Source organism: Cyanobium sp. Alchichica 3B3-8F6, assembly GCF_024346435.1.
Lineage (GTDB): Bacteria > Cyanobacteriota > Cyanobacteriia > PCC-6307 > Cyanobiaceae > Cyanobium_A.
In genome coordinates, this window is the sequence record NZ_JAGQCZ010000001.1 from 242,492 (window position 1) to 262,404 (window position 19,913).

Annotated in this window: 25 protein-coding genes and 1 tRNA gene; 16 read left to right on the plus strand and 10 right to left on the minus strand. The window is 67.7% G+C overall.

Going from position 1 to position 19,913, the window contains the following annotated elements:
* The first annotated feature begins 79 nt into the window (after positions 1–79).
* On the plus strand, positions 80–2,248 hold the full coding sequence (locus KBY65_RS01385) for a glutamine synthetase III (RefSeq protein WP_255000231.1): 2,169 nt from the start codon (positions 80–82) through the stop codon (positions 2,246–2,248).
* A gap of 15 nt (positions 2,249–2,263) precedes the next feature.
* Here KBY65_RS01385 and KBY65_RS01390 read toward each other — a convergent pair whose 3' ends face one another.
* Entirely contained in the window at positions 2,264–2,998 is a 735-nt protein-coding gene (locus KBY65_RS01390; protein ID WP_255000254.1) for a hypothetical protein, read from the minus strand.
* Positions 2,999–3,272: 274 nt separating this feature from the next.
* Between KBY65_RS01390 and KBY65_RS01395 the strand changes: the two genes are divergently transcribed.
* Positions 3,273–3,476 (plus strand): hypothetical protein, encoded by a 204-nt coding sequence (locus KBY65_RS01395; protein WP_255000256.1) that lies wholly within the window; start codon positions 3,273–3,275, stop codon positions 3,474–3,476.
* Between the two features lie 123 nt (positions 3,477–3,599).
* On the opposite strand, the gene KBY65_RS01400 is transcribed toward KBY65_RS01395, so the two are convergent.
* Entirely contained in the window at positions 3,600–3,785 is a 186-nt protein-coding gene (locus KBY65_RS01400) for a hypothetical protein (protein WP_255000258.1), read from the minus strand.
* Positions 3,786–4,051: 266 nt separating this feature from the next.
* Between KBY65_RS01400 and KBY65_RS01405 the strand changes: the two genes are divergently transcribed.
* From KBY65_RS01405 to KBY65_RS01415, 3 genes are all read left to right on the plus strand, one after another.
* The gene (locus KBY65_RS01405; protein WP_255000259.1) at positions 4,052–4,450 is read left to right on the plus strand and encodes a molecular chaperone DnaJ; all 399 of its coding nucleotides are present in this window, start codon (positions 4,052–4,054) and stop codon (positions 4,448–4,450) included.
* Between the two features lie 112 nt (positions 4,451–4,562).
* Positions 4,563–5,105 carry an esterase/lipase family protein gene (locus KBY65_RS01410; protein ID WP_255000261.1) on the plus strand — a complete coding sequence of 181 codons (543 nt, stop codon included), beginning with the start codon at positions 4,563–4,565 and terminating at the stop codon, positions 5,103–5,105.
* Positions 5,106–5,128: 23 nt separating this feature from the next.
* Entirely contained in the window at positions 5,129–5,578 is a 450-nt protein-coding gene (locus KBY65_RS01415) for a hypothetical protein (RefSeq protein WP_255000263.1), read from the plus strand.
* Between the two features lie 12 nt (positions 5,579–5,590).
* Here KBY65_RS01415 and KBY65_RS01420 read toward each other — a convergent pair whose 3' ends face one another.
* Together KBY65_RS01420 and KBY65_RS01425 are read right to left on the minus strand one after the other, a co-directional pair.
* Positions 5,591–7,759: a beta-glucosidase family protein gene (locus KBY65_RS01420; RefSeq protein WP_255000265.1), complete on the minus strand. Its 2,169-nt coding sequence runs from the start codon at positions 7,757–7,759 to the stop codon at positions 5,591–5,593.
* Between the two features lie 621 nt (positions 7,760–8,380).
* Positions 8,381–8,452, minus strand: a tRNA-Lys gene (locus KBY65_RS01425).
* Between the two features lie 98 nt (positions 8,453–8,550).
* Here KBY65_RS01425 and KBY65_RS01430 point away from each other — a divergent pair.
* The 7 genes from KBY65_RS01430 (at position 8,551) to KBY65_RS01460 (ending at position 14,414) form a co-directional block, all read left to right on the plus strand.
* A complete protein-coding gene (locus tag KBY65_RS01430) occupies positions 8,551–9,075 on the plus strand; it encodes a gamma carbonic anhydrase family protein (protein ID WP_094559358.1) in 525 nt (174 codons plus the stop codon).
* Between the two features lie 76 nt (positions 9,076–9,151).
* Positions 9,152–9,274: a photosystem II protein Y gene (locus KBY65_RS01435; protein WP_094559359.1), complete on the plus strand. Its 123-nt coding sequence runs from the start codon at positions 9,152–9,154 to the stop codon at positions 9,272–9,274.
* Between the two features lie 31 nt (positions 9,275–9,305).
* Positions 9,306–10,694: an FADH(2)-oxidizing methylenetetrahydrofolate--tRNA-(uracil(54)-C(5))-methyltransferase TrmFO gene (gene trmFO / locus KBY65_RS01440; protein ID WP_255000267.1), complete on the plus strand. Its 1,389-nt coding sequence runs from the start codon at positions 9,306–9,308 to the stop codon at positions 10,692–10,694.
* A 21-nt stretch (positions 10,695–10,715) separates the two neighbouring features.
* The gene (locus tag KBY65_RS01445) at positions 10,716–11,873 is read left to right on the plus strand and encodes a linear amide C-N hydrolase (protein WP_255000269.1); all 1,158 of its coding nucleotides are present in this window, start codon (positions 10,716–10,718) and stop codon (positions 11,871–11,873) included.
* A 63-nt stretch (positions 11,874–11,936) separates the two neighbouring features.
* The gene (gene crtH, locus KBY65_RS01450; protein WP_255000270.1) at positions 11,937–13,499 is read left to right on the plus strand and encodes a carotenoid isomerase; all 1,563 of its coding nucleotides are present in this window, start codon (positions 11,937–11,939) and stop codon (positions 13,497–13,499) included.
* Positions 13,500–13,596: 97 nt separating this feature from the next.
* Positions 13,597–13,881 carry a hypothetical protein gene (locus KBY65_RS01455; protein ID WP_254987000.1) on the plus strand — a complete coding sequence of 95 codons (285 nt, stop codon included), beginning with the start codon at positions 13,597–13,599 and terminating at the stop codon, positions 13,879–13,881.
* The gene (locus KBY65_RS01460; RefSeq protein WP_255000274.1) at positions 13,878–14,414 is read left to right on the plus strand and encodes a hypothetical protein; all 537 of its coding nucleotides are present in this window, start codon (positions 13,878–13,880) and stop codon (positions 14,412–14,414) included. The genes KBY65_RS01455 and KBY65_RS01460 overlap by 4 nt, the downstream gene beginning before the upstream one ends.
* A gap of 37 nt (positions 14,415–14,451) precedes the next feature.
* On the opposite strand, the gene KBY65_RS01465 is transcribed toward KBY65_RS01460, so the two are convergent.
* Positions 14,452–15,225 (minus strand): response regulator transcription factor, encoded by a 774-nt coding sequence (locus tag KBY65_RS01465; protein WP_233128444.1) that lies wholly within the window; start codon positions 15,223–15,225, stop codon positions 14,452–14,454.
* 165 nt (positions 15,226–15,390) lie between these two features.
* Here KBY65_RS01465 and KBY65_RS01470 point away from each other — a divergent pair, with 165 nt between their 5' ends.
* Positions 15,391–15,657 carry a DUF6761 family protein gene (locus KBY65_RS01470; RefSeq protein WP_094559365.1) on the plus strand — a complete coding sequence of 89 codons (267 nt, stop codon included), beginning with the start codon at positions 15,391–15,393 and terminating at the stop codon, positions 15,655–15,657.
* Positions 15,658–15,688: 31 nt separating this feature from the next.
* On the opposite strand, the gene grxD is transcribed toward KBY65_RS01470, so the two are convergent.
* The 4 genes from grxD to KBY65_RS01490 all read right to left on the minus strand — a co-directional run bounded on the left by grxD (position 15,689) and on the right by KBY65_RS01490 (position 17,570).
* Positions 15,689–16,012 (minus strand): Grx4 family monothiol glutaredoxin, encoded by a 324-nt coding sequence (grxD, locus tag KBY65_RS01475; protein WP_255000276.1) that lies wholly within the window; start codon positions 16,010–16,012, stop codon positions 15,689–15,691.
* A 4-nt stretch (positions 16,013–16,016) separates the two neighbouring features.
* Positions 16,017–16,250, minus strand: coding sequence for a BolA family protein (locus KBY65_RS01480; protein ID WP_094559367.1), 234 nt, complete (start codon positions 16,248–16,250; stop codon positions 16,017–16,019).
* Between the two features lie 40 nt (positions 16,251–16,290).
* Positions 16,291–16,788 carry a tetratricopeptide repeat protein gene (locus tag KBY65_RS01485; RefSeq protein WP_233128428.1) on the minus strand — a complete coding sequence of 166 codons (498 nt, stop codon included), beginning with the start codon at positions 16,786–16,788 and terminating at the stop codon, positions 16,291–16,293.
* 71 nt (positions 16,789–16,859) lie between these two features.
* Positions 16,860–17,570, minus strand: coding sequence for a lysophospholipid acyltransferase family protein (locus tag KBY65_RS01490; RefSeq protein ID WP_255000278.1), 711 nt, complete (start codon positions 17,568–17,570; stop codon positions 16,860–16,862).
* Positions 17,571–17,722: 152 nt separating this feature from the next.
* Here KBY65_RS01490 and KBY65_RS01495 point away from each other — a divergent pair, with 152 nt between their 5' ends.
* Both KBY65_RS01495 and KBY65_RS01500 read left to right on the plus strand, forming a co-directional pair.
* Entirely contained in the window at positions 17,723–18,472 is a 750-nt protein-coding gene (locus tag KBY65_RS01495; RefSeq protein WP_255000279.1) for a pyridoxine 5'-phosphate synthase, read from the plus strand.
* The gene (locus KBY65_RS01500; RefSeq protein WP_094559370.1) at positions 18,469–18,789 is read left to right on the plus strand and encodes an MgPME-cyclase complex family protein; all 321 of its coding nucleotides are present in this window, start codon (positions 18,469–18,471) and stop codon (positions 18,787–18,789) included. The genes KBY65_RS01495 and KBY65_RS01500 overlap by 4 nt, the downstream gene beginning before the upstream one ends.
* On the opposite strand, the gene KBY65_RS01505 is transcribed toward KBY65_RS01500, so the two are convergent.
* A complete protein-coding gene (locus KBY65_RS01505; RefSeq protein WP_094559371.1) occupies positions 18,786–19,109 on the minus strand; it encodes a hypothetical protein in 324 nt (107 codons plus the stop codon). The two genes, KBY65_RS01500 and KBY65_RS01505, sit on opposite strands and share 4 nt — an antisense overlap.
* A 125-nt stretch (positions 19,110–19,234) precedes the next feature.
* On the opposite strand from KBY65_RS01505, the gene KBY65_RS01510 reads away from it, so the two are divergent.
* On the plus strand, positions 19,235–19,894 hold the full coding sequence (locus KBY65_RS01510; protein WP_254986991.1) for a metallophosphoesterase: 660 nt from the start codon (positions 19,235–19,237) through the stop codon (positions 19,892–19,894).
* The last annotated feature ends 19 nt before the right edge of the window (positions 19,895–19,913 follow it).

Sequence of the window (19,913 nt, forward strand, 5' to 3'; positions counted from 1 at the left end):
GCGGTATCAACCGCGGCAAAGCCCGGGGGGGGTAACGGCTTTGGGTGGGTTTATGTGATGTTCCATGGCGAACTTCCCCATGCCTTCCCAGCCCCGTCTGCAAGCCCTCGAAAAGATTCTCAGCCGCCCCATCGCCAGCACCACTCCAACCCAGTCGCTCGATGAGCTCTGGGCCGGCGACGTCTTCAGCCTCGACAAGATGAAGGCGGCGCTGCCGAAGGAGATCTTCAAGTCGGTGCAGCGCACCATCAACGAGGGCAGCAAGCTCGACGTGTCGGTAGCCAACGTGGTGGCTCAGGCGATGAAGGAGTGGGCCACGGCCCGCGGCGCCCTCTACTACTCGCACGTTTTTTATCCGCTCACCAACTCCACCGCCGAAAAGCACGACGGCTTCATTTCCCCCCAGGGCGACGGCACGATCATCACCGAGTTCACCGGCAAGGTGCTGGTGCAGGGTGAACCCGACGGCTCCTCGTTCCCTAACGGCGGCATCCGCTCCACCTTCGAGGCCCGCGGCTACACCGCCTGGGATATCACCAGCCCCGCCTGGCTGATGGAGACGCCCAATGGCGTCACCCTCTGCATCCCCACGGTCTTCGTGTCGTGGACCGGCGAGGCCCTCGACAAGAAAACCCCCCTGCTGCGCTCGATCGCCGCGGTCAACAAGCAGGCCCAAAGGCTGCTCAGCCTGCTGGGAGAAACCACCATCGCCCCGATCAACTCCAGCTGCGGCGCCGAGCAGGAATATTTCCTGATCGACAACGCCTACGTGCCCCTGCGCCCCGACCTGCTGCTGGCGGGCCGCACCCTGTTCGGGCACCCCTCCGCCAAGGGCCAACAGTTTGACGACCACTACTTCGGCGCCATCCCGGAGCGGGTGCAGGTGTTCATGCAGGAGGTGGAGCGGCAGATGTACCGCCTGGGGATTCCGGCCAAAACCCGCCACAACGAGGTGGCTCCTTCCCAGTTTGAGATTGCGCCGTTCTTCGAGGCGGCCAACGTCGCCACCGACCACCAGCAGCTCACCATGACCATCCTTCGCAGCACGGCGAAGAAACATGGTCTGGCCTGCCTGCTGCACGAGAAGCCCTTCGCCGGCATCAACGGCTCCGGCAAGCACGTCAACTGGTCGATCGGCAACGCCACCCAGGGCAACCTGCTCGATCCGGGCAAGACGCCCCATGAAAACCTGCAGTTTCTGATGTTCTGCGGAGCGGTGATCCGGGGCGTGCACATGTATGGCCCCCTGCTGCGGGCCGTGATCGCCACCGCCAGCAACGACCACCGCCTCGGCGCCAACGAAGCGCCCCCAGCAATCATCTCGGTGTATCTGGGCAGCCAGCTGGAGGATGTGTTCAACCAGATCCGCGAGGGCCGGCTCTCCAGCTCAGCCCTGGGCGGCGTGATGAACTTCGGCGTCGACACCCTGCCGGAATTCGACAAAGACGCCGGCGATCGCAACCGCACCTCGCCCTTCGCCTTCACCGGCAACCGCTTCGAGTTTCGCGCCGTCGGCTCCAACCAATCGGTGGCTGGCCCGCTGGTGGCCCTCAACACCATCCTGGCCGATTCCCTCGCCTGGATCTCCAGCGAACTGGAGGCCAAGCTGGGCAGTGGCTACGGCCTGGAGGAAGGGGCTCTGGCCGTGCTCAAGACCCTGATCGAACAGCACGGCGCCGTGGTGTTTGGCGGCAACGGCTATTCCGATGAATGGCACCGCATGGCCGTGGAGGAGCGGGGCCTTGAAAACCTGCGCACCACCGCCGATGCCCTACCGGTGTTGGAGCGCCCGGCCATCCGCGAGTTGTTCGAGCGCACCGGCGTTCTCTCGGCCGTGGAGCTGCAGAGCCGCTTTGAGGTTTACGCCGAGCAATACATCCTGGCGATCGATGTGGAAGCCAAGCTAGCCGTCCAGATCGCCCGCACCCAGGTCTACCCGGCGGCGATCCGCTACCTCGGCGAACTCGCGGAATCTCTGCAACTGCAGAGTTCCCTGGGCATCCAGGTGTCCCCGGAAACCTCCAAGGAGGTGGCGGGACTGTGCCAGTCGTTGATGGACATCAGCGGCCAGCTGCAGAGCGCCATCGACCATCCCCCCCACGGCACCGAAGCCCATTTGCACTACAGCGCTGACACGCTGGTGCCCTTGATGGCGGAACTGCGTGCGGTGGTGGATGGTCTGGAGGCCCTGGTCGACGACAACCTCTGGCCCCTGCCCACCTACCAGGAGATGCTGTTCGTGCGCTGAATCACTTCAGCACCGTCACTGCGGGAACACGTCAATGCTGGCGCGTTCGCGGTAACTGGGGTCGGCCATGGTGTCGACCTCAAACCAGGTCCAGGTGGCACTGGGTTCGGGAGCCCGGCTGAGCAGTGGCCACTCGATGCGCCGGCGCTGGTAGGTCAGCCCCACGCAGGTCAGGGCTTCGTCATCGGCCATCAGCGACCACAGCACATGCACCTCGCCGCGGTCGTAGGCGATCGGAGCCTCCTGAATGCCCTGCTCCGGCAGCCAACCCGGCGCCAGGGTCAGGGAGGTCTGGTTGTCCCAGCAGAGGTAGCTGCCGTTTTCGGTGGGATAAAACCAGCAGGTTTCGTTGGCTGCTTCAGCCAATGGGAAGCGATCGAGCAGCTGCACGGTCTGCACCTGAAGAGGTGGCTCCTGCCCCTGCCGCGGTGTCGTTCCAGCAGCCGGGCCGCTCAAGGCATAGACACCGATCCACAGGCTGGCCACATCCAGCTGGGTCACCACCGCGTCACAGATCAGGCCGCGACGGTCGCCCGCCCCCCCAATCGGATTCTCTCCCGCAATGGTGGCGGAACCACTGCTCACCAATTCATCAAGGCTGCTGTCCCATGGCTCGGGCAAGCGGAACAGCCGCAGCGCCCTGCCCCGATCGGGCCCCAGCTGCTGGGACGCCACCAGCGCCTGCCAGTCGACGCCATCGCCTGGAAGCTCCGGGCTCCGGGCGAGCACAAAGGCAAGGGAGTGGAGCATGGGAACGAACGGAACATCGGGCTGCCAGACCAGGACCCTAGAAGCCCTGCCCCAACACGGTGGTGTTGATCGCTGCAGCTCAGAGCGGTCGCAGGACCAGCTCGACGATCACAAAGCCCACCAGGGCCAATAGCGCCAACAGGGAGGGCAGCCGCACCAGCTCTTCACCCCCAAAGCCTCAAATCAACCCTAGGAGCCCTGAGCGCCCCCGTCTGAGGACCTGAGAGAGAGGGCCTGAGAGACTGAACTCGTGCGCTCGTCCCAAGCCCGGCCCATGACCAGCCGTGACGGCGGCTACCGCACCGCCATGAGCCTGCTGGTCCTGATGGGGGTGGCGATTGGCTTGCACCTGTATGCCGTGCGGGTGAAGGACGTCAAACCCTCGCGAAGCCTGCCTGAAACCACCCTCAGCCGCACCGGCAAGACCACCATTCCCAGTTCCCAATCGAGACGCATCCAACAGCTGATCCGCCGCTGAACGTTCAACGCACAACGTTCAACGCTCAAAGGCCAACCCCACCAACGAACCGGCGTTGCCCTTGAGCTGCCAACAGCCCTTCACGTGCCGGTAGCCGCACCCACGGCCGTGGGCCTGGGTGATCTACACGCCATGGCCCCCTGGGGGCAGATCAAGCTGGGGCGCGACCCACACCGCCACCCCACCGGCACTGAAGTTGGCAATCTCCACAGGGATGGCGGGCAAGGCGCGACCGTCCCACTGCAACCACCCCTCCATGGGTTTCTCAACAGGCCAACGCTGCCCCTCGCGTTGGTTAAAAGGACCCAACCCAGCCGCCCGGCTCCGCCCTGCCCCGAAGGACGCCGGACTAAATCGACACCTGAACAGAGACCCCATACAACCTCCTGCGCAAGATGAACGGAGCGCACTGGACTGAGCGCACTGGGACGGGCGCACTAGGCGGAATTCACTTGGATGTGGGCCAAGCGCACAGAAGCCAGCCGTGGCGAGCTGTTCACTCCTTTTCTCAAGGCTAGACCCATTTGCGTGCCCCCTGGGGGCTTTGCGAGAGTGGAAAGATTGCCGCAGAGCCAATGCCCCAGACCCTGCGACCCAATCCGATGGGGCTGGTGCCCACCACCCCTGCCGGGGGGCAGGACCCGCGAGATGGAGAGGGGTTCGGCAGCAGCAGCCGCAAAGGCTTTGGCGGATCGGGGCAGAGCCGCAGCAGCCGGCGCAAGGGCGTCCGTAAACGCAGCCCGGCCCTGAGCAAGGCCGACTGGGGGCCCCTCGGCAAGCATCCCAACCGTGAGGCGATCGTGGCCCGGCAGCGCTTGCATCTCCCCCTGGCCGGTCGCATCAGGCCCGACGACGTCAACCGGGCCTGGAAGAGTGCGGCCGCCGAACACCACCCCGATCGCGGCGGCAGCCACGACACGATGCAGCGGGTCAATGGCGCCCGAGATCTGCTGCTGGGCCGCAGCAGCGACTGAGCCAACAACACCCCGGCCAATGCCGCCAGAGTGAAGTTGAACTCCGGGGCGAGCCGCCATCGACAGCGCCGTACCCCTTGTGCTGGTGCATGGGTTGCTGGACAGCCCCCGGGTGGTTGACGGACTCAAGCGCGCCCTGGGCGAGGGGCGGCACCCGCTGCTGATTCCCGATCTGCCGCTGCGGCTGGGACTCACCCCGGTGCCGGAAGCTGCAGAACTGCTGGGGAGCCACATCGAAGCCGCCTTCGGGCTCGACCAACCCGTGGATGTGCTGGGCTTTTCAATCGGGGGCGTGATCGCCCGCACCTGGATTCAGCTGCTGGGAGGGCACCAGCGCACCCGGCGCTTCACCAGCGTGGGCAGCCCGCAGCAGGGCACCTTCACGGCCCAACCCTGGCCGGGGCGCCTGCTGGCGGGCATTGCCGATCTGAAGTGGGGCAGCCCTCTGTTGGCGCAGCTCAACGGCAACCTCGACAACCTGGCAGGGATCGACTGCTGCAGCTTCTATTCGGCCATCGATCTGGCCGTGCTGCCGGGCTGGCGGGCGGTGCTGCCGGTTGGGCGCATCCAGATGCTGCCGGTGTGGGCCCATCCCCAGTTGCTGCGCTCTCCCCAGGCGATCGCGCCGCTGGCGCAGGAACTGTTGCGGCCGTGATGGGGGAGCACACCACACTCCCCATGGCGGCCCTCACCAGCACCCTGGGCTGGCTGCTGTGGAGCGTGCTCGTGGGCGCCACCGCCAATCGGCTGCCCTCCGGATGGCTGGCGCGCGACCACTGGTTTTGGCGACGGCCCTGGCACGAACAAGCCCGCAGCTTCGAGGGCCGGCTGGCGATCCGCCGCTGGAAACCCTGGCTGCCGGATGCCGGCACAGCCCTGCCGAGCGGTGTCGCCAAAGCCAGCCTGGTGGGGCGCGATCAACGCAACCTAGAGCGGCTGCTGCTGGAAACCAAGCGGGCCGAGTGGGTGCACCTGGTGCTGTGGCTGTTCTGGCTGGTCACGCCCCTGTGGCTGCCGCCGGCGGGGGTGCTGATCAACCTGGCTTTCGCCACCCTGTTCAATCTGCCCTGCCTGTGGGTGCAGCGCTACAACCGCCTGCGGCTGCAGCAGCTGCTGACCCGCCCCTGATCTGGGCCCAGATCAGGGGCCCAGATCGGTAGCCGCGCAGATCACCTCCACCACCAGCCCCTCATCCTCGCTGTGCTGCGCAACGTGCAGCCGGTGGAGGCCCGCTTCGAGCCAGAAGTGGCTTGTGGCCTCATCGAAGTAGGCCAAACGCCGCAGCGGAATCAGGAGGCAGAGCCGCTGGGAGCCGCCGGGTTCGAGGGCCAACCGGCCAAAGCCCACCAGGGAGCGCCGGGGGCGCTCCAGCGCCAGGCCAGGCGGCTCGACATACACCTGCACCACCGCCTCGCTGGCCACGGCGCCGGTATTGGACACCACCACGGCCACCTGCAGCGGGCCCCCATCCGCCAGCTCGGCCACCGCATCGCTGAGCTGAAACGTGGTGTAGGAGAGGCCGAAGCCAAAGGGGAAGGCGGCGGGATGGCCGTCGCGTTGCAGGCGGCGGTAGCCATGCCAGAGGTCGTAGCGCACCTGCCGGGCACGGGGCTCAAAAGCGGGCCAGTGGTCGGCGCTGGTGGGGATGGCGAAGGGCAGACGGCCGGAGGGGGACACCCGGCCAAACACCACATCGGCCAGGGCCTGCCCGCCCCGCTCGCCCGGATACCAGAGCAGCAGGATCGCCGGCACCGCCTGGCGCCAGGCCTCCATCAGGATCGCGCCGCCGCCCATCAGCACCACCACCGTGCGGGGGTTCGCCGCCAGCACGGCCTGGATCAGGGCCACCTGCTCGGCGGGCAGGGCGAGCTCGGTGCGATCGCCGGCGGCGAAGTCGCCCCCCTGGCGGGCCGAGCCGTAGCTGGTAACAGCCGCAATCGCACGGGCCACCGGCGGCCACCAGCGCTGCAGCAACGGGTGGGGTGGGGGCATCTGGCGCAAAATCGGCGCAATGTCGCCGGGGTGGATGTGCTCCCCCTCCAGGCGCCAGTCGAGGCCGAGCACCAGCAGCGCCGCGTCACAGTCGGCGGCCACGGCCACGGCCTCCTGGAGGCGCTCACCGCTGGCATGACGCACGGCGCCGGGTGCGGCGGCGGCCCGCAAGCCCTGCAGGGGCGTCACCACCACCCCCGGCTCAGGCCGGGTGTCGGAGGAGCCGCGATCACCCAGGTTGGCCACGGCGGCCAACGGGCCGATCACCGCCAGCGACCGACCCGGATCCAGCGGGAGCAGGGCCGGGTCGTTTTTGAGCAGCACGATCGCCTTGGTGGCCGCCTCCCGCGCCAGGGCCCGGTGCTCCGCGCAGCCCCGCAGGCTGGCGGGGTAGTTGCCCTCCGGCACGGCCAGCTGCACCCGCAGCTGGCGCAGCACGGCGTCATCGAGCCGATCGAGCGGCAGCTGGCCATCGGCCAGGGCCGCCTCGAGGCATCCCGCAAAGATCATCCGGAAGGGCATCTCCAGGTCCTGGCCCGCCAGCACCGCCGCCAGCCCATCTCGCACCCCGAAGATGAAGTCGGTCACCACGAAACCGCGAAACCCCCAGCGGCGCTTGAGGATCGCCGTGAGCAGCTGCGGGTGCTGACCGCACCACATGCCGTTCACCTGGTTGTAGGCGCTCATCACCGAGCCCGCCCCGGCCTCGACGCAATCACGGAAATGGGGCAGGTAGAGCTCATGCAGCACCCGCTCACTCACCTGCACATCCACCAGGAAGCGGGAGCTGTCGATCGAGTTGAGGGCGAAATGCTTGACGCAGGCCACCGCATGGCGCTGGATGCCGCGGGTCATCGCCGCGCCAAGGGCGCCGAGCAGCACCGGGTCTTCGCCGTAGGTCTCCTGGGCCCGGCCCCAGCCGGGATGGCGCAGCAGGTTGACACACACGGCAGCTAGCCAGTTGGCGCCAAAAGCCCGGGCTTCCCGCGCCATAGCCGCGCCGATCCGCTCCTCGAGGTCGACGTCCCAGCAGGCGCCGCGGGCGATCGGAGGCGGGAAGGTGGTGGCTCCGCCCTTGAGCACCACCCCTCGGGGGCCATCAACAAACTGCAGCCCTGTCAGCCCCAGCCGGGGAACAGCGCCCGCCGGCCAAGGATGCACGTGGGAGGCATCGCGGCTGGCGATATCGGCCATGCCTGGCCAGAAGTCGGTGTCACCCTCCAGCAGAGCCAGCTTCTCAGCGCTGCTGAGCTGGGCCAACAGATCCCGGGCCCGGCGCTCGATCGCTTCAGCTCCCCCCTCTGGCGACGCCGGCACGGGATCCCTCCCTGGCTGCCCTGACGCTAGGAACGCTGGCCGGCCCCAGCTGACACAACACTCGCCAACACAAAAACCCCCAACGCAACAACGCCCGGAGCGTGGGCCCCGGGCGATTGTCTGCTCAGCCGTGGTGCCGACCCTCGGGGGTGCGGGCGCAGCTGCGCGAGGTTTTTGCTTGGAATTCAGATCAGGCGATCTGAGAATCTTCAGTTGTAATCGGAGCTGCCGGCGCTGGCACCTGGGGCCAGGTGACAAGTGGGACGTCCCGTTTGCATCCGGGGCACCTGAAGCGGTGCAGTGGAGGCGTCAAGCCAAAGGACGTCAGAGATCCATCGAGAGTGTTGGAGCAGGGGCCGGATCGTCAGCGCGCTCCTGATGACTGCTCAGGGGGGGTGTCTTCCATCTGTGGAGCCTCCGAATCCCGATGCACACACCTTCGCGCCGTCAGCAGCCCCTGACAACCCCGGGAGGCGTGGCAGCAACGGCTCTTCACCAATGAAGATCCAACTTCATGAAGCGGCCCGCTCTGCTGCTGGGGGCATGCTTCACCGCCAGACCTGAAGCCATTCAGCCGCCGTGTGGGCGACCGTCAGACCGGCAAGAACCGCCCTGTTGAGATGGGTCGCCTGAGATTCGAACTCAGGACCAATCGGTTAAAAGCCGAGTGCTCTACCGCTGAGCTAGCGACCCGCGCCCGTTGGGCACCTATGGAACGTATCACCCAGCGGCAACCTCCTCCAAGGGGCAGGGATCAGCCGGGAGAATGCCCGAACGTGCTGGTACGACGGATGAGCAGCGATCCCTGGTGCACCAGTTGGCCCGAGCCCCGCATCGATCCCGGGGCCTGGGTGGCCGACTCCGCCGTGGTGATCGGCGATGTGCAGCTCGCGGCCGGTGCCAGCCTCTGGCCCACCGCCGTGGCCCGCGGTGATGTCTGCCCGATCGTGGTGGGCGAGGGCAGCAACGTGCAGGACGGCGCAGTGCTGCACGGCGATCCAGGCCAGCCGGTGACCATCGGCGCCGATGTCACCATTGGTCACAGGGCGGTGGTGCACGGCGCCACCCTCGAAGACGGCTGCCTGATCGGCATCGGCGCCATCGTGCTGAACGGGGTGACCGTGGGAGCAGGAGCCCTGGTGGCCGCGGGCTCAGTGGTGACCCGCGACGTGCCCCCAGGGGCCCTGGTAATGGGGGCGCCGGCCCAGCTGAAACGGGACCTCAGCCCCGAAGCCCAGGCGGAGCAACGCCAGCATGCCCGCCGCTACCGACAGCTGGCTGAAGCCCATGCCCGGACCGCACGGGGAAACGGATGACGACAAATCCAGGGCCTGGCGAACCGCAGACAGAGCGAACTCCTTAAGATCGCGTGATCTTGTTTCTCTGCCTTCCATGGACGCACGGCTGGTGCTGGTTGCCGCTCCCATCCTTCTGGCCGCTAGCTGGGCCGTGTTCCACATCGGCCGCGCCGCCGTGGGTCAACTGCAGCTGATGCTCAAGCGCGCCCGCGCCTGAACCTGTTCCCCCTGAGGCGATCTGCAAGCCCATGGTGTTAGTGGTCGGTGCCGGCCTCGCCGGCACTGAGGCGGCCTGGCAGATCGCCCAGGCCGGCATCGCGGTGCGGCTGGTGGAGATGCGGCCCGTGCGCCGCTCACCCGCCCACCACAGCGCTGAGTTCGCCGAGCTGGTGTGCAGCAACAGTTTTGGCTCCCTGAGCAGCGACCGGGCCGCCGGGCTGCTGCAGGAGGAGCTGCGGCGCTTGGGCTCCCTGGTGATCCGCACCGCCGATGCCCATGCGGTGCCCGCCGGCGGTGCCCTGGCGGTGGACCGGGGCCGCTACAGCGCCGCCCTCACCGCCGCCCTTGAGCAGCATCTGCTGGTGAGCGTGGAGCGGCGCGAGCACACCGAGTTGCCCGGCCCCGGCGAGATCGCCGTGCTCGCCACCGGTCCGCTCACCAGTGAGCCCCTGGCCGAACAGCTGCGGGCCTTCACCGGTCGTGCCGACTGCCACTTCTTTGATGCGGCCAGTCCGATCGTTGAAGGGGAGAGCATCGACCTCTCGGTGGCCTTTCGCGCCTCCCGCTACGACAAGGGCGACGCCGACTACATCAACTGCCCCATGGACCGGGATCAATTCCTGGCCTTTCGGCAGGAGCTCCTCAACGCCGAGCAGGCCGAACTCAAGGATTTCGAAAAGGAGAACGCCACCTTCTTCGAGGGCTGCCTACCGATCGAGGAACTTGCCCGCCGCGGCGAAGACACGATGCGCTACGGCCCGCTTAAGCCGATCGGCCTCTGGGATCCCCGCTGGGGCGACCTCAACGATCGAGAGGTGCGCCGCGCCAAGCGGGCCTACGCCGTGGTGCAACTGCGCCAGGAAGACAAGGACGGCCGCCTCTGGAACCTGGTGGGCTTCCAGACCAACCTCAAGTGGGGCGAGCAGAAACGGGTGCTGCGGCTGATCCCGGGGCTGGAGAACGCCGAGTTCGTGCGCTTCGGCGTGATGCACCGCAACACCTTCCTGGAATCGCCCCAGCTACTCGATGCCACCCTGCAGTTCCGCAGCCAGCCCTCGCTGCTGGCGGCGGGCCAGATCACCGGCACCGAGGGCTACGCGGCGGCGGTGGCTGGCGGCTGGCTGGCTGGCACCAATGCCGCCCGGCTGGCGAAGGGCCAGGAGCCGCTCAGCCTGCCGCCCTCCACGATGATCGGCGCCCTCACCCACTTCATCGCCGAGGCCCCCTGCGGCGGCAAGGGCAAACGGGGGGGCTTCCAACCGATGCCGCCCACCTTTGGCCTGCTACCCGAGCTGGCCGAGCGCATCCAGGGCAAGCGGGAGCGCTACGGCGCCTACCGCGACCGGGCCCTGGCCGATCTGGAGCCCTTCACGCGCCGATCAGCCGTTGACGCCGCCACCGCCCCTGCCTATCCATAGGGGAATGGACAGGAACCACGGATGCCCCACCAACGCCTGCTTGCCACCACCACGGGGCTCTGTTGTCTAGGGCTGACGGGCCTTGTCGGGCTGAGCCTGGGCCTGCTGGCGGGACCACTGCCCACCAGCGCCTGCACCGGTGGAGCCCTCACCGCCAGCGACGGGGCCGTGGTGGTGGGGCGCACGCTGGAATTCGGCAAGCCCCTTGATTCCCAAGTGGCCATCTGGCCCGCCGGTAGCGCGTTCACCGGCAGCGCCGGCGAGGGGCCTGGGCTGCGCTACCGCTCCCGCTACGGCTTTGTGGGGGCCACCGTGGCCACAAGCGCCGACCTGATCCTCGATGGGCTCAATGTGAAAGGGCTCAACGTCGGGCTGTTCTATTTCCCGGGCTATGCCGAATACACCCCAGCCAACCGGGCCCGGCGCAACCGCACCCTGGCCCCAGCCCAGCTCGGCTCCTGGCTCTTGGCCAACTTCGCCACCGTTGAAGAGGTGCGGGCTGCGGTGAACGACGTGGATCTCACCGCCCAGGTGCTGCCGTTGCTGGGGATCGTGCCCGACGTGCACTTCAAGGTGCAGGACGCCAGCGGCAAGAGCATCGTGATCGAACCACGCGGCGGCAAGCTCGTGGTGCATGACAACCCCACCCGGGTGCTCACCAACGCGCCCGACTTCAGCTGGCACAGCACCAACCTCAACAACTACGTTCCGCTCAGCAACGCCTACCCAACGGCCCGCACCCTGGGCCAGAGCGACAGCGGTCGGCTCACCCTCCAGCCCTTCGGCATGGGTGCTGGCGGGCTCGGCCTGCCGGGTGACTTCACGCCGCCCTCGCGCTTTGTGCGCATGGTGTATTTCACCCAGAACGCTGCGCCCACACCCAACGCCAAGGCGGCCGTCGCCAGCCTGTTCCACATCCTCAACAACTTCGACATCCCCTTTGGCGTGGCCAAGCCGCCGGCCGGCAGCGGGGAAGGACTGCCGGGCTTCACCACCTGGACCAGCGTGGCCGACCTGCGCAACCTGCAGTTCAACTGGAAAACCTATGGCGATCAACGCGTGAGAACCCTCGACCTGCGGGCGGCGCTCCAGGCGGCCGGCTCCCAGCTGCTGCTGATCCCCATGGGTCCGCAGGATCCGGCGTCGGTCTCCCCCACGATCCCGGTGGAGCTGCCCTGAAGCAGCACCAGCTGGGCAGCAGCCCTGGCTCCTAGGGTCGCCGCAGCCACACCAACCGCACCGGTGACCACCACCCCCGCCCCCACCTGGGATGTGATCGTGATCGGCTCGGGCATCGGCGGCCTGGTCACCGCCTCTCAGCTGGCCGCCAAGGGCGCCAAGGTGCTGGTGCTGGAGCGCTACCTGATTCCCGGGGGCTCGGGGGGAAGCTTCAAGCGCGAGGGCTACACCTTTGATGTGGGCGCCTCGATGATCTTCGGCTTCGGCGAGGAGGGTCACACCAACCTGCTCACCCGGGCCCTGGCCGATGTGGGCCAGCACTGCGACACGGCGCCCGATCCCGCCCAGCTCGAATACCACCTGCCCGGCGGCCTCAATGTGGCCGTCGACCGCGATTACGAGCGCTTCCTCGCCGATCTCACCGCCCGCTTCCCCCACGAGGCCACGGGCATCCGCGCCTTCTACGACACCTGCTGGCAGGTGTTCAACTGCCTCGATGCGATGCCGCTGCTGTCGCTCGAGGATCCGGCCTACCTGGCCAAGGTGTTCTTCCGGGCGCCGCTGGCCTGCCTGGGCCTGGCCCGCTGGCTGCCGGTGAATGTGGGCGATGTGGCCCGCTCCCACATCAAGGATCCGGCCCTGCTCAAGTTCATCGACATGGAGTGTTTCTGCTGGAGCGTGATGCCGGCGAATCTCACGCCGATGATCAACGCGGGGATGGTGTTCTCCGATCGCCATGCCGGCGGCATCAACTACCCCAAGGGCGGCGTTGGGGTGATCGCCGAGAAGCTGGTGGCGGGGCTGGAGATCCATGGCGGCGCGATTCGCTACGGCGCGCGCGTCACCGAGGTGCTGATCGAGAACGGCGCGGCCGTGGGCGTGAAGCTGGCCAGCGGTGAGGCCTTGCGCGCCCAGCGGGTGGTGAGCAACGCCACCCGCTGGGACACCTTTGCAGGAGAGGGCGGCAGCGAGGGCTCCGTGGCGCGGCCGCTGGTGGATGAAGCCCACACCCCCAAGAGCGAAACCACCTGGCGGCGCCGCTACAAACCCTCACCCTCGTTTCTGTCGCTGCACCTGGGCATCGACGCGGCCGTTGTGCCCGAAGGGTTCCACTGTCACCACCTGCTGCTGGAAAACTGGGCCGAGATGGAGGCCGAGCAGGGGGTGGTGTTCGTGTCGATGCCCACCCTGCTCGATCCCTCCCTGGCCCCAGCAGGCCGCCACATCCTGCACAGCTTCACCCCCAGCTCCATGGAGCACTGGCAGGGGCTCTCCCCCTCTGCTTACCGCGCCAAGAAGGAGGCTGACGCGGCGCGGCTCATCACCCGCCTCGAGGCGATCCTGCCGGGCCTGAAGGGCGCCATCCGCCACCAGGAGGTGGGCACCCCCCGCTCCCACCGCCGCTTCCTCGGCCGTATGGGCGGCAGCTACGGCCCGATTCCGGCGCTGCGGCTGCCAGGCCTGCTGCCGATGCCCTTCAACCGCACCGGCCTTCAGCACCTGTATTGCGTGGGTGATTCCTGCTTCCCGGGTCAGGGGCTGAATGCGGTGGCCTTCAGCGGCTTCGCCTGCGCCCACCGCATCGGCGCCGATCTGGGCCTCAACCCCTGGGCATTGCCGGCCTGAGGTCAGGTGTCGCTACCGGCCTGAGCGATGACGGATCACCGCCCCACGCTCCCCCGAGTCGCTGCATAACCTTGTTGAGCGGTCGTTTCCCTGCTTGATGCCTAACTCCCCCACCCCCAGCTCGGCAGACCTTGCCCGCTATCTGGAGCAGCGGGGTGAGCTCGGCAAACCCTGGATGCTGCAGCTGCTGCGGCTCACCAAGCTGAAGGAGGCCAAAGACACGATGGATCCCGACGCCTACCTGGCCAGCCTGCAGGAAGCCCATGCCGACCTGATGCGCCTCGGCGAATTCTGGAAGGGCCGCGAGCAGGAGGTGTTCAGCGGTCGCTATCAGCCCTCGGCGTTGATCGAACCCCTGCCCGGCTCCCCCGAAGACCGATGAGCAGCGGCGGCGAACCCGGCGCCAGCGACCGCTACCCGATGGCGCCGCTGATCCGCTTCACGCTGATCGCGCTCTACTTCGCCCTGGTGGCGCCCCTCCCCTGGCTGGCACCACCAGAGCTGAAACTGGCCCTCTGGCTGGCCCTACCCCTCGGGCTCGCCCTCGTGCTGGCCGCCACCAGTGAAGCGGTGGAACTGAACGCCGAGGGAATTCGCGTTGGCCACCCCGACTGGTGCCGCTGGCTGCTGCGGCGCGGCTGGAGCCTGCCCTGGGGCTCGATCCGCAGACTCACACCCGTGGCCACCAGCCAAGGGGGCCGGGTGTTTTATGTGCGGAGCGAAAATGGATCGGCCTTCCTGCTGCCGCAACGGGTTGCCGCCTTCGACGAGTTTCTGGGCCGCTTCAACCGGGAAACGGGCCTTGACACCAGCGCCATCGGCCGGATCAGCCCGCCCTGGACCTACCAGCTCCTGGCCGGGCTCAGCGGGGCCATGGTGCTGGGAGAGCTGGCCTGGGGCCTGGCGCAGCGCTGATCAGGGACGCTGAGCAGCTGAGACGTTGGGCGGCCGATCAGACCACGCTGTTGAGCGGCTGGCGGGCCGGCTCTTCTTCGGCAGCAGGCTCGGGCAGGGTTTCAAGACTGAAGCGATATCCCTGCTGGCGCATCGTTTCGATGCCGCCGCCCTCACCCAAGCCAGCCTGCTCAAGCTTGCGGCGCAGGGTCAGCACCTGGGTGTCGACCGAACGGGGCCCACCGCTGAACGGCGGCCACGCCATCCGCAACAGCTCCTGACGGCTGCGCACCACCCCTGGCGGCATCAACAGGGCGCAGAGCAGGGCAAATTCCCGAGGGCTCAGCTCCACTGGCTGGTCACGCAGGGTCACCTGGCGCAACAACACACGCACCTCCAGCGGCCCGACGCAGACCCGCTCCTGCAACCCCGTGCCGCTGCGGCGCAGCAGGGTGCGGCAGCGGGCCGCCAGCTCCTCGAGGCCAAAGGGCTTGCGCAGCACGTCGTCGGCGCCGGCATCGAGCAGGGTCACCACCGGCTCGGAGCCAGTGCGGGCGGTGAGCACCATCACCGGGCAGCGCAGCTGGGCCGCCAAGCGCAGGGCCGAGCTCTCATCCAACAGTTCGGCGCTGATCAGCAGATCGGGTGATTGGTCCTGGCAGACCTCCAGGGCTTCGCGGGCGGTGGCCACGGCCGCCGCCAGGAGGCCGTCCTGCCGCAAGCGTTGTGCCAGCACCGTGCGCAAGGTGGCGTGCGGATCAACCACCAGCACCCGATGGGGCTGCGTTCCAGACTGGGGCGCCTTGGGGCTGGCTGGCTGGCTCGTTGACAGGCTGGATGGCGGTGGCGAAGGGGTTGAGCTGATGGGGTGACAGTTGTTAATGGCCCTAAGGCTAACCGTGCCGGCCAAGAGAGCCACGTATCAGGCGATGCGGTTGTTCTTCCGATCACACCCCCTGGCCTCAAGGGCCAGAATGGTTAGAGGGTTGATGACCCCATGACCGCGCTCCAGCACCCCGAAGCCATCCGCCACTTCCAATCGCTGTGCGATGCCTGCCAGGAACTGGCCCATCGTTTCCACAGTCCAGCGGAACTGCGTCTCTACGCCGATGGCTATCTGCACGCCCTGCGGCGCACCGCCGTACTGGATTCCCTCACCCAGCGTCGGCTTGAGGAGCTGATCGACCGCTGGATCCAGGATCCCTCCAGCTTCGTTGGACCGGATGGCGATCCCCGCAGCCTCTACGAATCGGGCCGCTACTGATCAACAGCAGCGAGCTGAGCTCCGGCACTGCTCAACTGGCCAGGGCGATCTCGAGCTTTTCGCGCAACTCGCCCGAGTTGTACATCTCGATCAGGATGTCGGAGCCGCCGATGAATTCCCCTTTGACATACACCTGGGGAATCGTGGGCCACTCGGAAAACTCCTTGATGCCCTGACGGATGTCCCCGTCGGAGAGCACGTCGAAGGTTTCAAACGGCACACCCGCCGCGTGCAGGATCTGCACGACGTTGTTGGAGAAGCCGCACTGGGGCATCAGCTTGTTGCCCTTCATAAACACGAAAACAAGACTGCTGGCCAGCAGCTCCTCGATGCGTTGGCGGGTGGTGGCGTCCATGGACTCAGGCGGGAGTGGAGGTTTGCAGGGCCAGGGCGTGGATCGCTTCGCTGGCCAATTCCTGGCGCAGGGCGCCGTAGACGAGTTGGTGCTGCTTCACCCGGGTGAGGCCGTTGAACGCCGAGGACACAACCGTCACTTGGAGGTGATCACCACCACCGGTCAGGTCCTCCACGTCCACGCAGGCGTCGGGTAGGGCCTGGGAGATAGCAGCTTTCACCTGGTCGGGATGCACCATCGAGCCGGTGTTGCAGCGAATAACCGCGAATCTAAAGGCCTCAGTTGCCAGCTGTCGCCGCGGCCCCGGCGGTGTAAGGGGTGGTGGCAAAGCCGATTTCAACCAGGCTCTGGTAGGCCTTGCGGCCCTCCGGATTGGCCGGGGTCATCACCTTCACCACTTCCACCAGCAGCGGCACAGCCACTTCGGGCTGGTTCTGGCGACGGAACACAGCTGCCAGGCGCAGGTTGGCCTGGGCCATGGTTTCCAGAGCCTCGCGGCCCTTCTGATCCATCTCTCGGGGTATGCGCGCGTCCAGGCCCCGGAACGAGCCACTCAGGTCGCGGTAGAAACCCAGCAGACGGCGGCAGGCGTCGCGGGCCTGGTCGTAGAGCTTGCGGGCCTCGGCCAGGTTGCCGCTGGCGGCGGCGGCATCACCCCGGGCCAGCAGGGTGCGCACCGCATCCAGATTGAACGGACTGCCCGATGACTCCAGGGCCTTCTGGGGCTCCTGCTGGGCCTGCCCCCCCACCGGCGCCAGGGGGGCGGCCAGGGCCATCAAAGCCAGAACGGAACCGCAGATCAGGCGGGACGGCCTACGCACAACCAGTCAACACAGACCTAAAAACTCTACGGCGCGAGACCAACGCGACCCCGCGCCTGGGTTTCGGCCTGCTGCAGCGCAGCGGTGAGGTGATCGGTGAAGGCGATCGCCGCCTCCCGTCCCTGACCCTTCAAGGTGAGCGGTGGGCCGAAGCAGAGCACCGCCCGGTCGCGCCAACGGGGCAGGCTGTGGCTGTAGGCGATGCCCACAGGCACCACCGGCACCACCACCCCCTGCCCTGCCGCCAGTAGGGCCAGGCGGGCCAGGCCCTGGTGCAGGCGCAAGGACGAGGATTCCCGTTGGATGCGTCCCTCGGGAAACACCACCAGCTGCTGCCCGCCGGCAAGCAGGTCGACGGCGTAGCGCAGGCTGGCCATGGAGGGGCGGGTCTGGTTCACCGGAAAGCAGCCCAGCCGATGCAGAAACCAGCCCTGCAGGCCGCGCATCTCATCCACGGTGACCATGAAGCGGCAATCCCGGCCGGTGACGCGGCGGCCGGCGGCATGGGGCAGCAAGAAGGCGTCCCAGCGGGCCCGATGGGTGGGAGCCAGCAGCACGGGCCCGGAGGTCGGCAGGTGCTCCCGGCCCAGCACCTGAATGCCGCGAAAAAACAGGCCCAGGGCGATGTCCTGGCTGACCACCATGGCCAGCGGCGACAGCCAGGGGCTGATGCCGTTGCAGAGCCCCCGTTCCCGCACCTGGTGGAGAGAAACCGAAGGGGCCGACTGCGCCGCCAACAACCGCGTTAAGGAGAGGAACTTTGACGTTAGGGGCAGCGGTTGCCACCCCGGCCTGGCTGCGGGCAGTTAGGCCGGCGTCCAGGAACCACCGGTCCAGGGCCCTCCATAGGATTTCGACGCAGTCTTCCCGCTTACCCGATCCCTCAGCCATGGCCAGCCTCGGCGTCAACATCGACCACATCGCCAATGTGCGCCAGGCCCGCCGCACGGTGGAGCCCGATCCGGTGAGCTTTGCCCTGCTGGCCGAGCTGGGCGGCGCCGATGGCATCACCGTGCACCTGCGCGAAGACCGCCGCCACATCCAGGACCGCGACGTGGAGCTGCTGCGGGCCACCGTGCGCAGCCGCCTCAACCTGGAGATGGCCGCCACACCGGAGATGGAGGCGATCGCCCTGCGGATCCAGCCCGACATGGTGACCCTGGTGCCGGAGAAGCGCCAGGAGGTGACCACGGAGGGCGGCCTGGATGTGGCCGGCCAGCAGGCCGCCCTCACCAACCTGGTGGGCCGGCTGCAGGGAGCCGGCATCGGCGTGAGCCTGTTTGTGGATGCCGACACCACCCAGCTCGAAGCCTGCCGCGCCACCGGCGCCCGCTGGGTGGAACTGCACACCGGCGCCTACGCCGAAGCCGGTTGGGACTCCCAGCCGCGCGAGCTGGCCCGGCTGAGCGAGGGCAGCTTCATCGCCCGCAGCCTGGGTCTGCGCGTTAACGCCGGCCACGGCCTCACGTATCAGAACGTGGAGCCAGTGGCAGCGATCGAGGGGATGGAGGAGCTGAACATCGGCCACACGATCGTGGCCCGGGCCCTGGCGGTGGGATTGGAGGCGGCGGTGCGGCAGATGAAGGCGTTGATTCAGAATCCGCGCCGCGACCCCCTGTTCGGCAGCCGCCAGCCATGACCACCCACCACTTCATTGCCGCTAGCGAAGCGTTCCTCACCGTCGAGGAGCCGCTCGAGGAGGTGCTGCGGGAGCGGGTGCGCCATTACGGCGAGCAGGGCAAGGCCATTGATTTCTGGCTGGTGAAACGGCCGGCTTTCCTGGAGGCCCCCGAACTGGAACCGATCGCCAGCGCCATCCCACGGCCGGCAGCAGCGGTGGTGTCCACTGATGAGAAATTCATCACCTTCCTCAAGCTGCGGCTTGAATTTGTGGCCACCGGTCGCTTTGAAGCCCCTAGTGCCTCAATCCCCGACGCCCTGGCCGGCGCGGCCTAAAAGAGCCCCAGGAAGCGTTTACGCGGCGCGTCATCGGTGGCTCCTCGACCGCCGTCCTGCTGGTAGCGGGGTTTGTCGTCGCCAATGGTGAGCAGGGCTTCCTTGTTCTTCCACCACACCCAGTCGCGGATTGGTGGGGTGTTGGCCAGTTGCTGGCGGGTGAGTCCCAGGCCGAGCTTGGCGGAGGCATCAAGCAACACATCGAGCATCTCCTCGCCGTTGCCGCACCGCGCCAGGGCCTCATTGGTGCGCTTGGCCCCGTTGAGAGCCTTGACCAGGGCATTCACCCGCTGCCCCACCGATAAGGACGCTGGGTTCATCGGCTGGACACCTCGCTGGAGCGACCGTACCAGCGTTGATCGGTAGGTGGCCGGTGGGTGGCCGGTTCAGGGGGGCTGACAAGAAGCGGGTGGGGAGGCAAGACTGGGCATAACGCGATGGACTGATGACGTCCCCCTCACGGACCTGCCACCACTGGGTGATCGGGGACGTCCATGGCTGTGCTGACTCCCTGGAACGGTTGGTGGCCAAGCTGCCGGCCCGCGACCGGCTGGTGCTGTGCGGCGATGTGATCAACCGCGGCCCCCAGATCCGCCGCACCATGGAGCTGGCCTGGGGTCTGGTGGACTCCGGCCGGGCCGTGTGGCTCAAGGGCAACCATGAGGCCGATCTGGTGGAAGCCCTACGTCAGGGCAACTGGATGGCCCACCGGGCCCTGGCCGGCTGCGACACCTATCGCCAGCTCGGCGATCGCCACACCCGTCTCTGGCAGGAACGCCTGGAGCAGCTCCCCTGCAGCTACGGCGGCCCTGGCTGGGTGGCCACCCACGCCGGCTTCGATCCCGCCACCTGGGAGCCGGATCTAAGCATCCGCATGCCCTTCTGGCAGTCCTATGACGGCCGCTTCGGCGAGGTGGTGATCGGCCACACCCCCGGCCCCCAGGTGCGGCGCCTCGGGCAGATCGTGATGGTCGACACCGGCGCCTGCTACGGCGGCGAACTCTCCGCCTACTGCCCCGAAACCGGCGCCATCCATGCCGTGCCAGGCCTGCGCGACCGCAGGCTCACGCCCTTCAGCAAGCAGCTGGCGGGCTGTCTGCCCTGATGCCCCCCCGCTGAGCCCA

What these genes read in the sequence shown, in the direction of transcription:
- KBY65_RS01415 (WP_255000263.1), top strand. Translation starts at nt 5,129, where the DNA reads ATGGCGGCCCTCACCAGCACCCTGGGCTGGCTGCTGTGGAGCGTGCTC.
- KBY65_RS01505 (WP_094559371.1), bottom strand. Translation starts at nt 19,109, where the DNA reads ATGAACCCAGCGTCCTTATCGGTGGGGCAGCGGGTGAATGCCCTGGTC.
- KBY65_RS01390 (WP_255000254.1), bottom strand. Translation starts at nt 2,998, where the DNA reads ATGCTCCACTCCCTTGCCTTTGTGCTCGCCCGGAGCCCGGAGCTTCCA.
- KBY65_RS01455 (WP_254987000.1), top strand. Translation starts at nt 13,597, where the DNA reads ATGCCTAACTCCCCCACCCCCAGCTCGGCAGACCTTGCCCGCTATCTG.
- KBY65_RS01405 (WP_255000259.1), top strand. Translation starts at nt 4,052, where the DNA reads ATGCCCCAGACCCTGCGACCCAATCCGATGGGGCTGGTGCCCACCACC.
- KBY65_RS01430 (WP_094559358.1), top strand. Translation starts at nt 8,551, where the DNA reads ATGAGCAGCGATCCCTGGTGCACCAGTTGGCCCGAGCCCCGCATCGAT.
- trmFO (WP_255000267.1), top strand. Translation starts at nt 9,306, where the DNA reads ATGGTGTTAGTGGTCGGTGCCGGCCTCGCCGGCACTGAGGCGGCCTGG.
- KBY65_RS01460 (WP_255000274.1), top strand. Translation starts at nt 13,878, where the DNA reads ATGAGCAGCGGCGGCGAACCCGGCGCCAGCGACCGCTACCCGATGGCG.
- KBY65_RS01480 (WP_094559367.1), bottom strand. Translation starts at nt 16,250, where the DNA reads ATGGTGCATCCCGACCAGGTGAAAGCTGCTATCTCCCAGGCCCTACCC.
- KBY65_RS01495 (WP_255000279.1), top strand. Translation starts at nt 17,723, where the DNA reads ATGGCCAGCCTCGGCGTCAACATCGACCACATCGCCAATGTGCGCCAG.
- KBY65_RS01445 (WP_255000269.1), top strand. Translation starts at nt 10,716, where the DNA reads ATGCCCCACCAACGCCTGCTTGCCACCACCACGGGGCTCTGTTGTCTA.
- KBY65_RS01470 (WP_094559365.1), top strand. Translation starts at nt 15,391, where the DNA reads ATGACCGCGCTCCAGCACCCCGAAGCCATCCGCCACTTCCAATCGCTG.
- KBY65_RS01485 (WP_233128428.1), bottom strand. Translation starts at nt 16,788, where the DNA reads ATGGCCCTGGCCGCCCCCCTGGCGCCGGTGGGGGGGCAGGCCCAGCAG.
- KBY65_RS01500 (WP_094559370.1), top strand. Translation starts at nt 18,469, where the DNA reads ATGACCACCCACCACTTCATTGCCGCTAGCGAAGCGTTCCTCACCGTC.
- grxD (WP_255000276.1), bottom strand. Translation starts at nt 16,012, where the DNA reads ATGGACGCCACCACCCGCCAACGCATCGAGGAGCTGCTGGCCAGCAGT.
- KBY65_RS01385 (WP_255000231.1), top strand. Translation starts at nt 80, where the DNA reads ATGCCTTCCCAGCCCCGTCTGCAAGCCCTCGAAAAGATTCTCAGCCGC.
- KBY65_RS01435 (WP_094559359.1), top strand. Translation starts at nt 9,152, where the DNA reads ATGGACGCACGGCTGGTGCTGGTTGCCGCTCCCATCCTTCTGGCCGCT.
- KBY65_RS01395 (WP_255000256.1), top strand. Translation starts at nt 3,273, where the DNA reads ATGACCAGCCGTGACGGCGGCTACCGCACCGCCATGAGCCTGCTGGTC.
- KBY65_RS01510 (WP_254986991.1), top strand. Translation starts at nt 19,235, where the DNA reads ATGACGTCCCCCTCACGGACCTGCCACCACTGGGTGATCGGGGACGTC.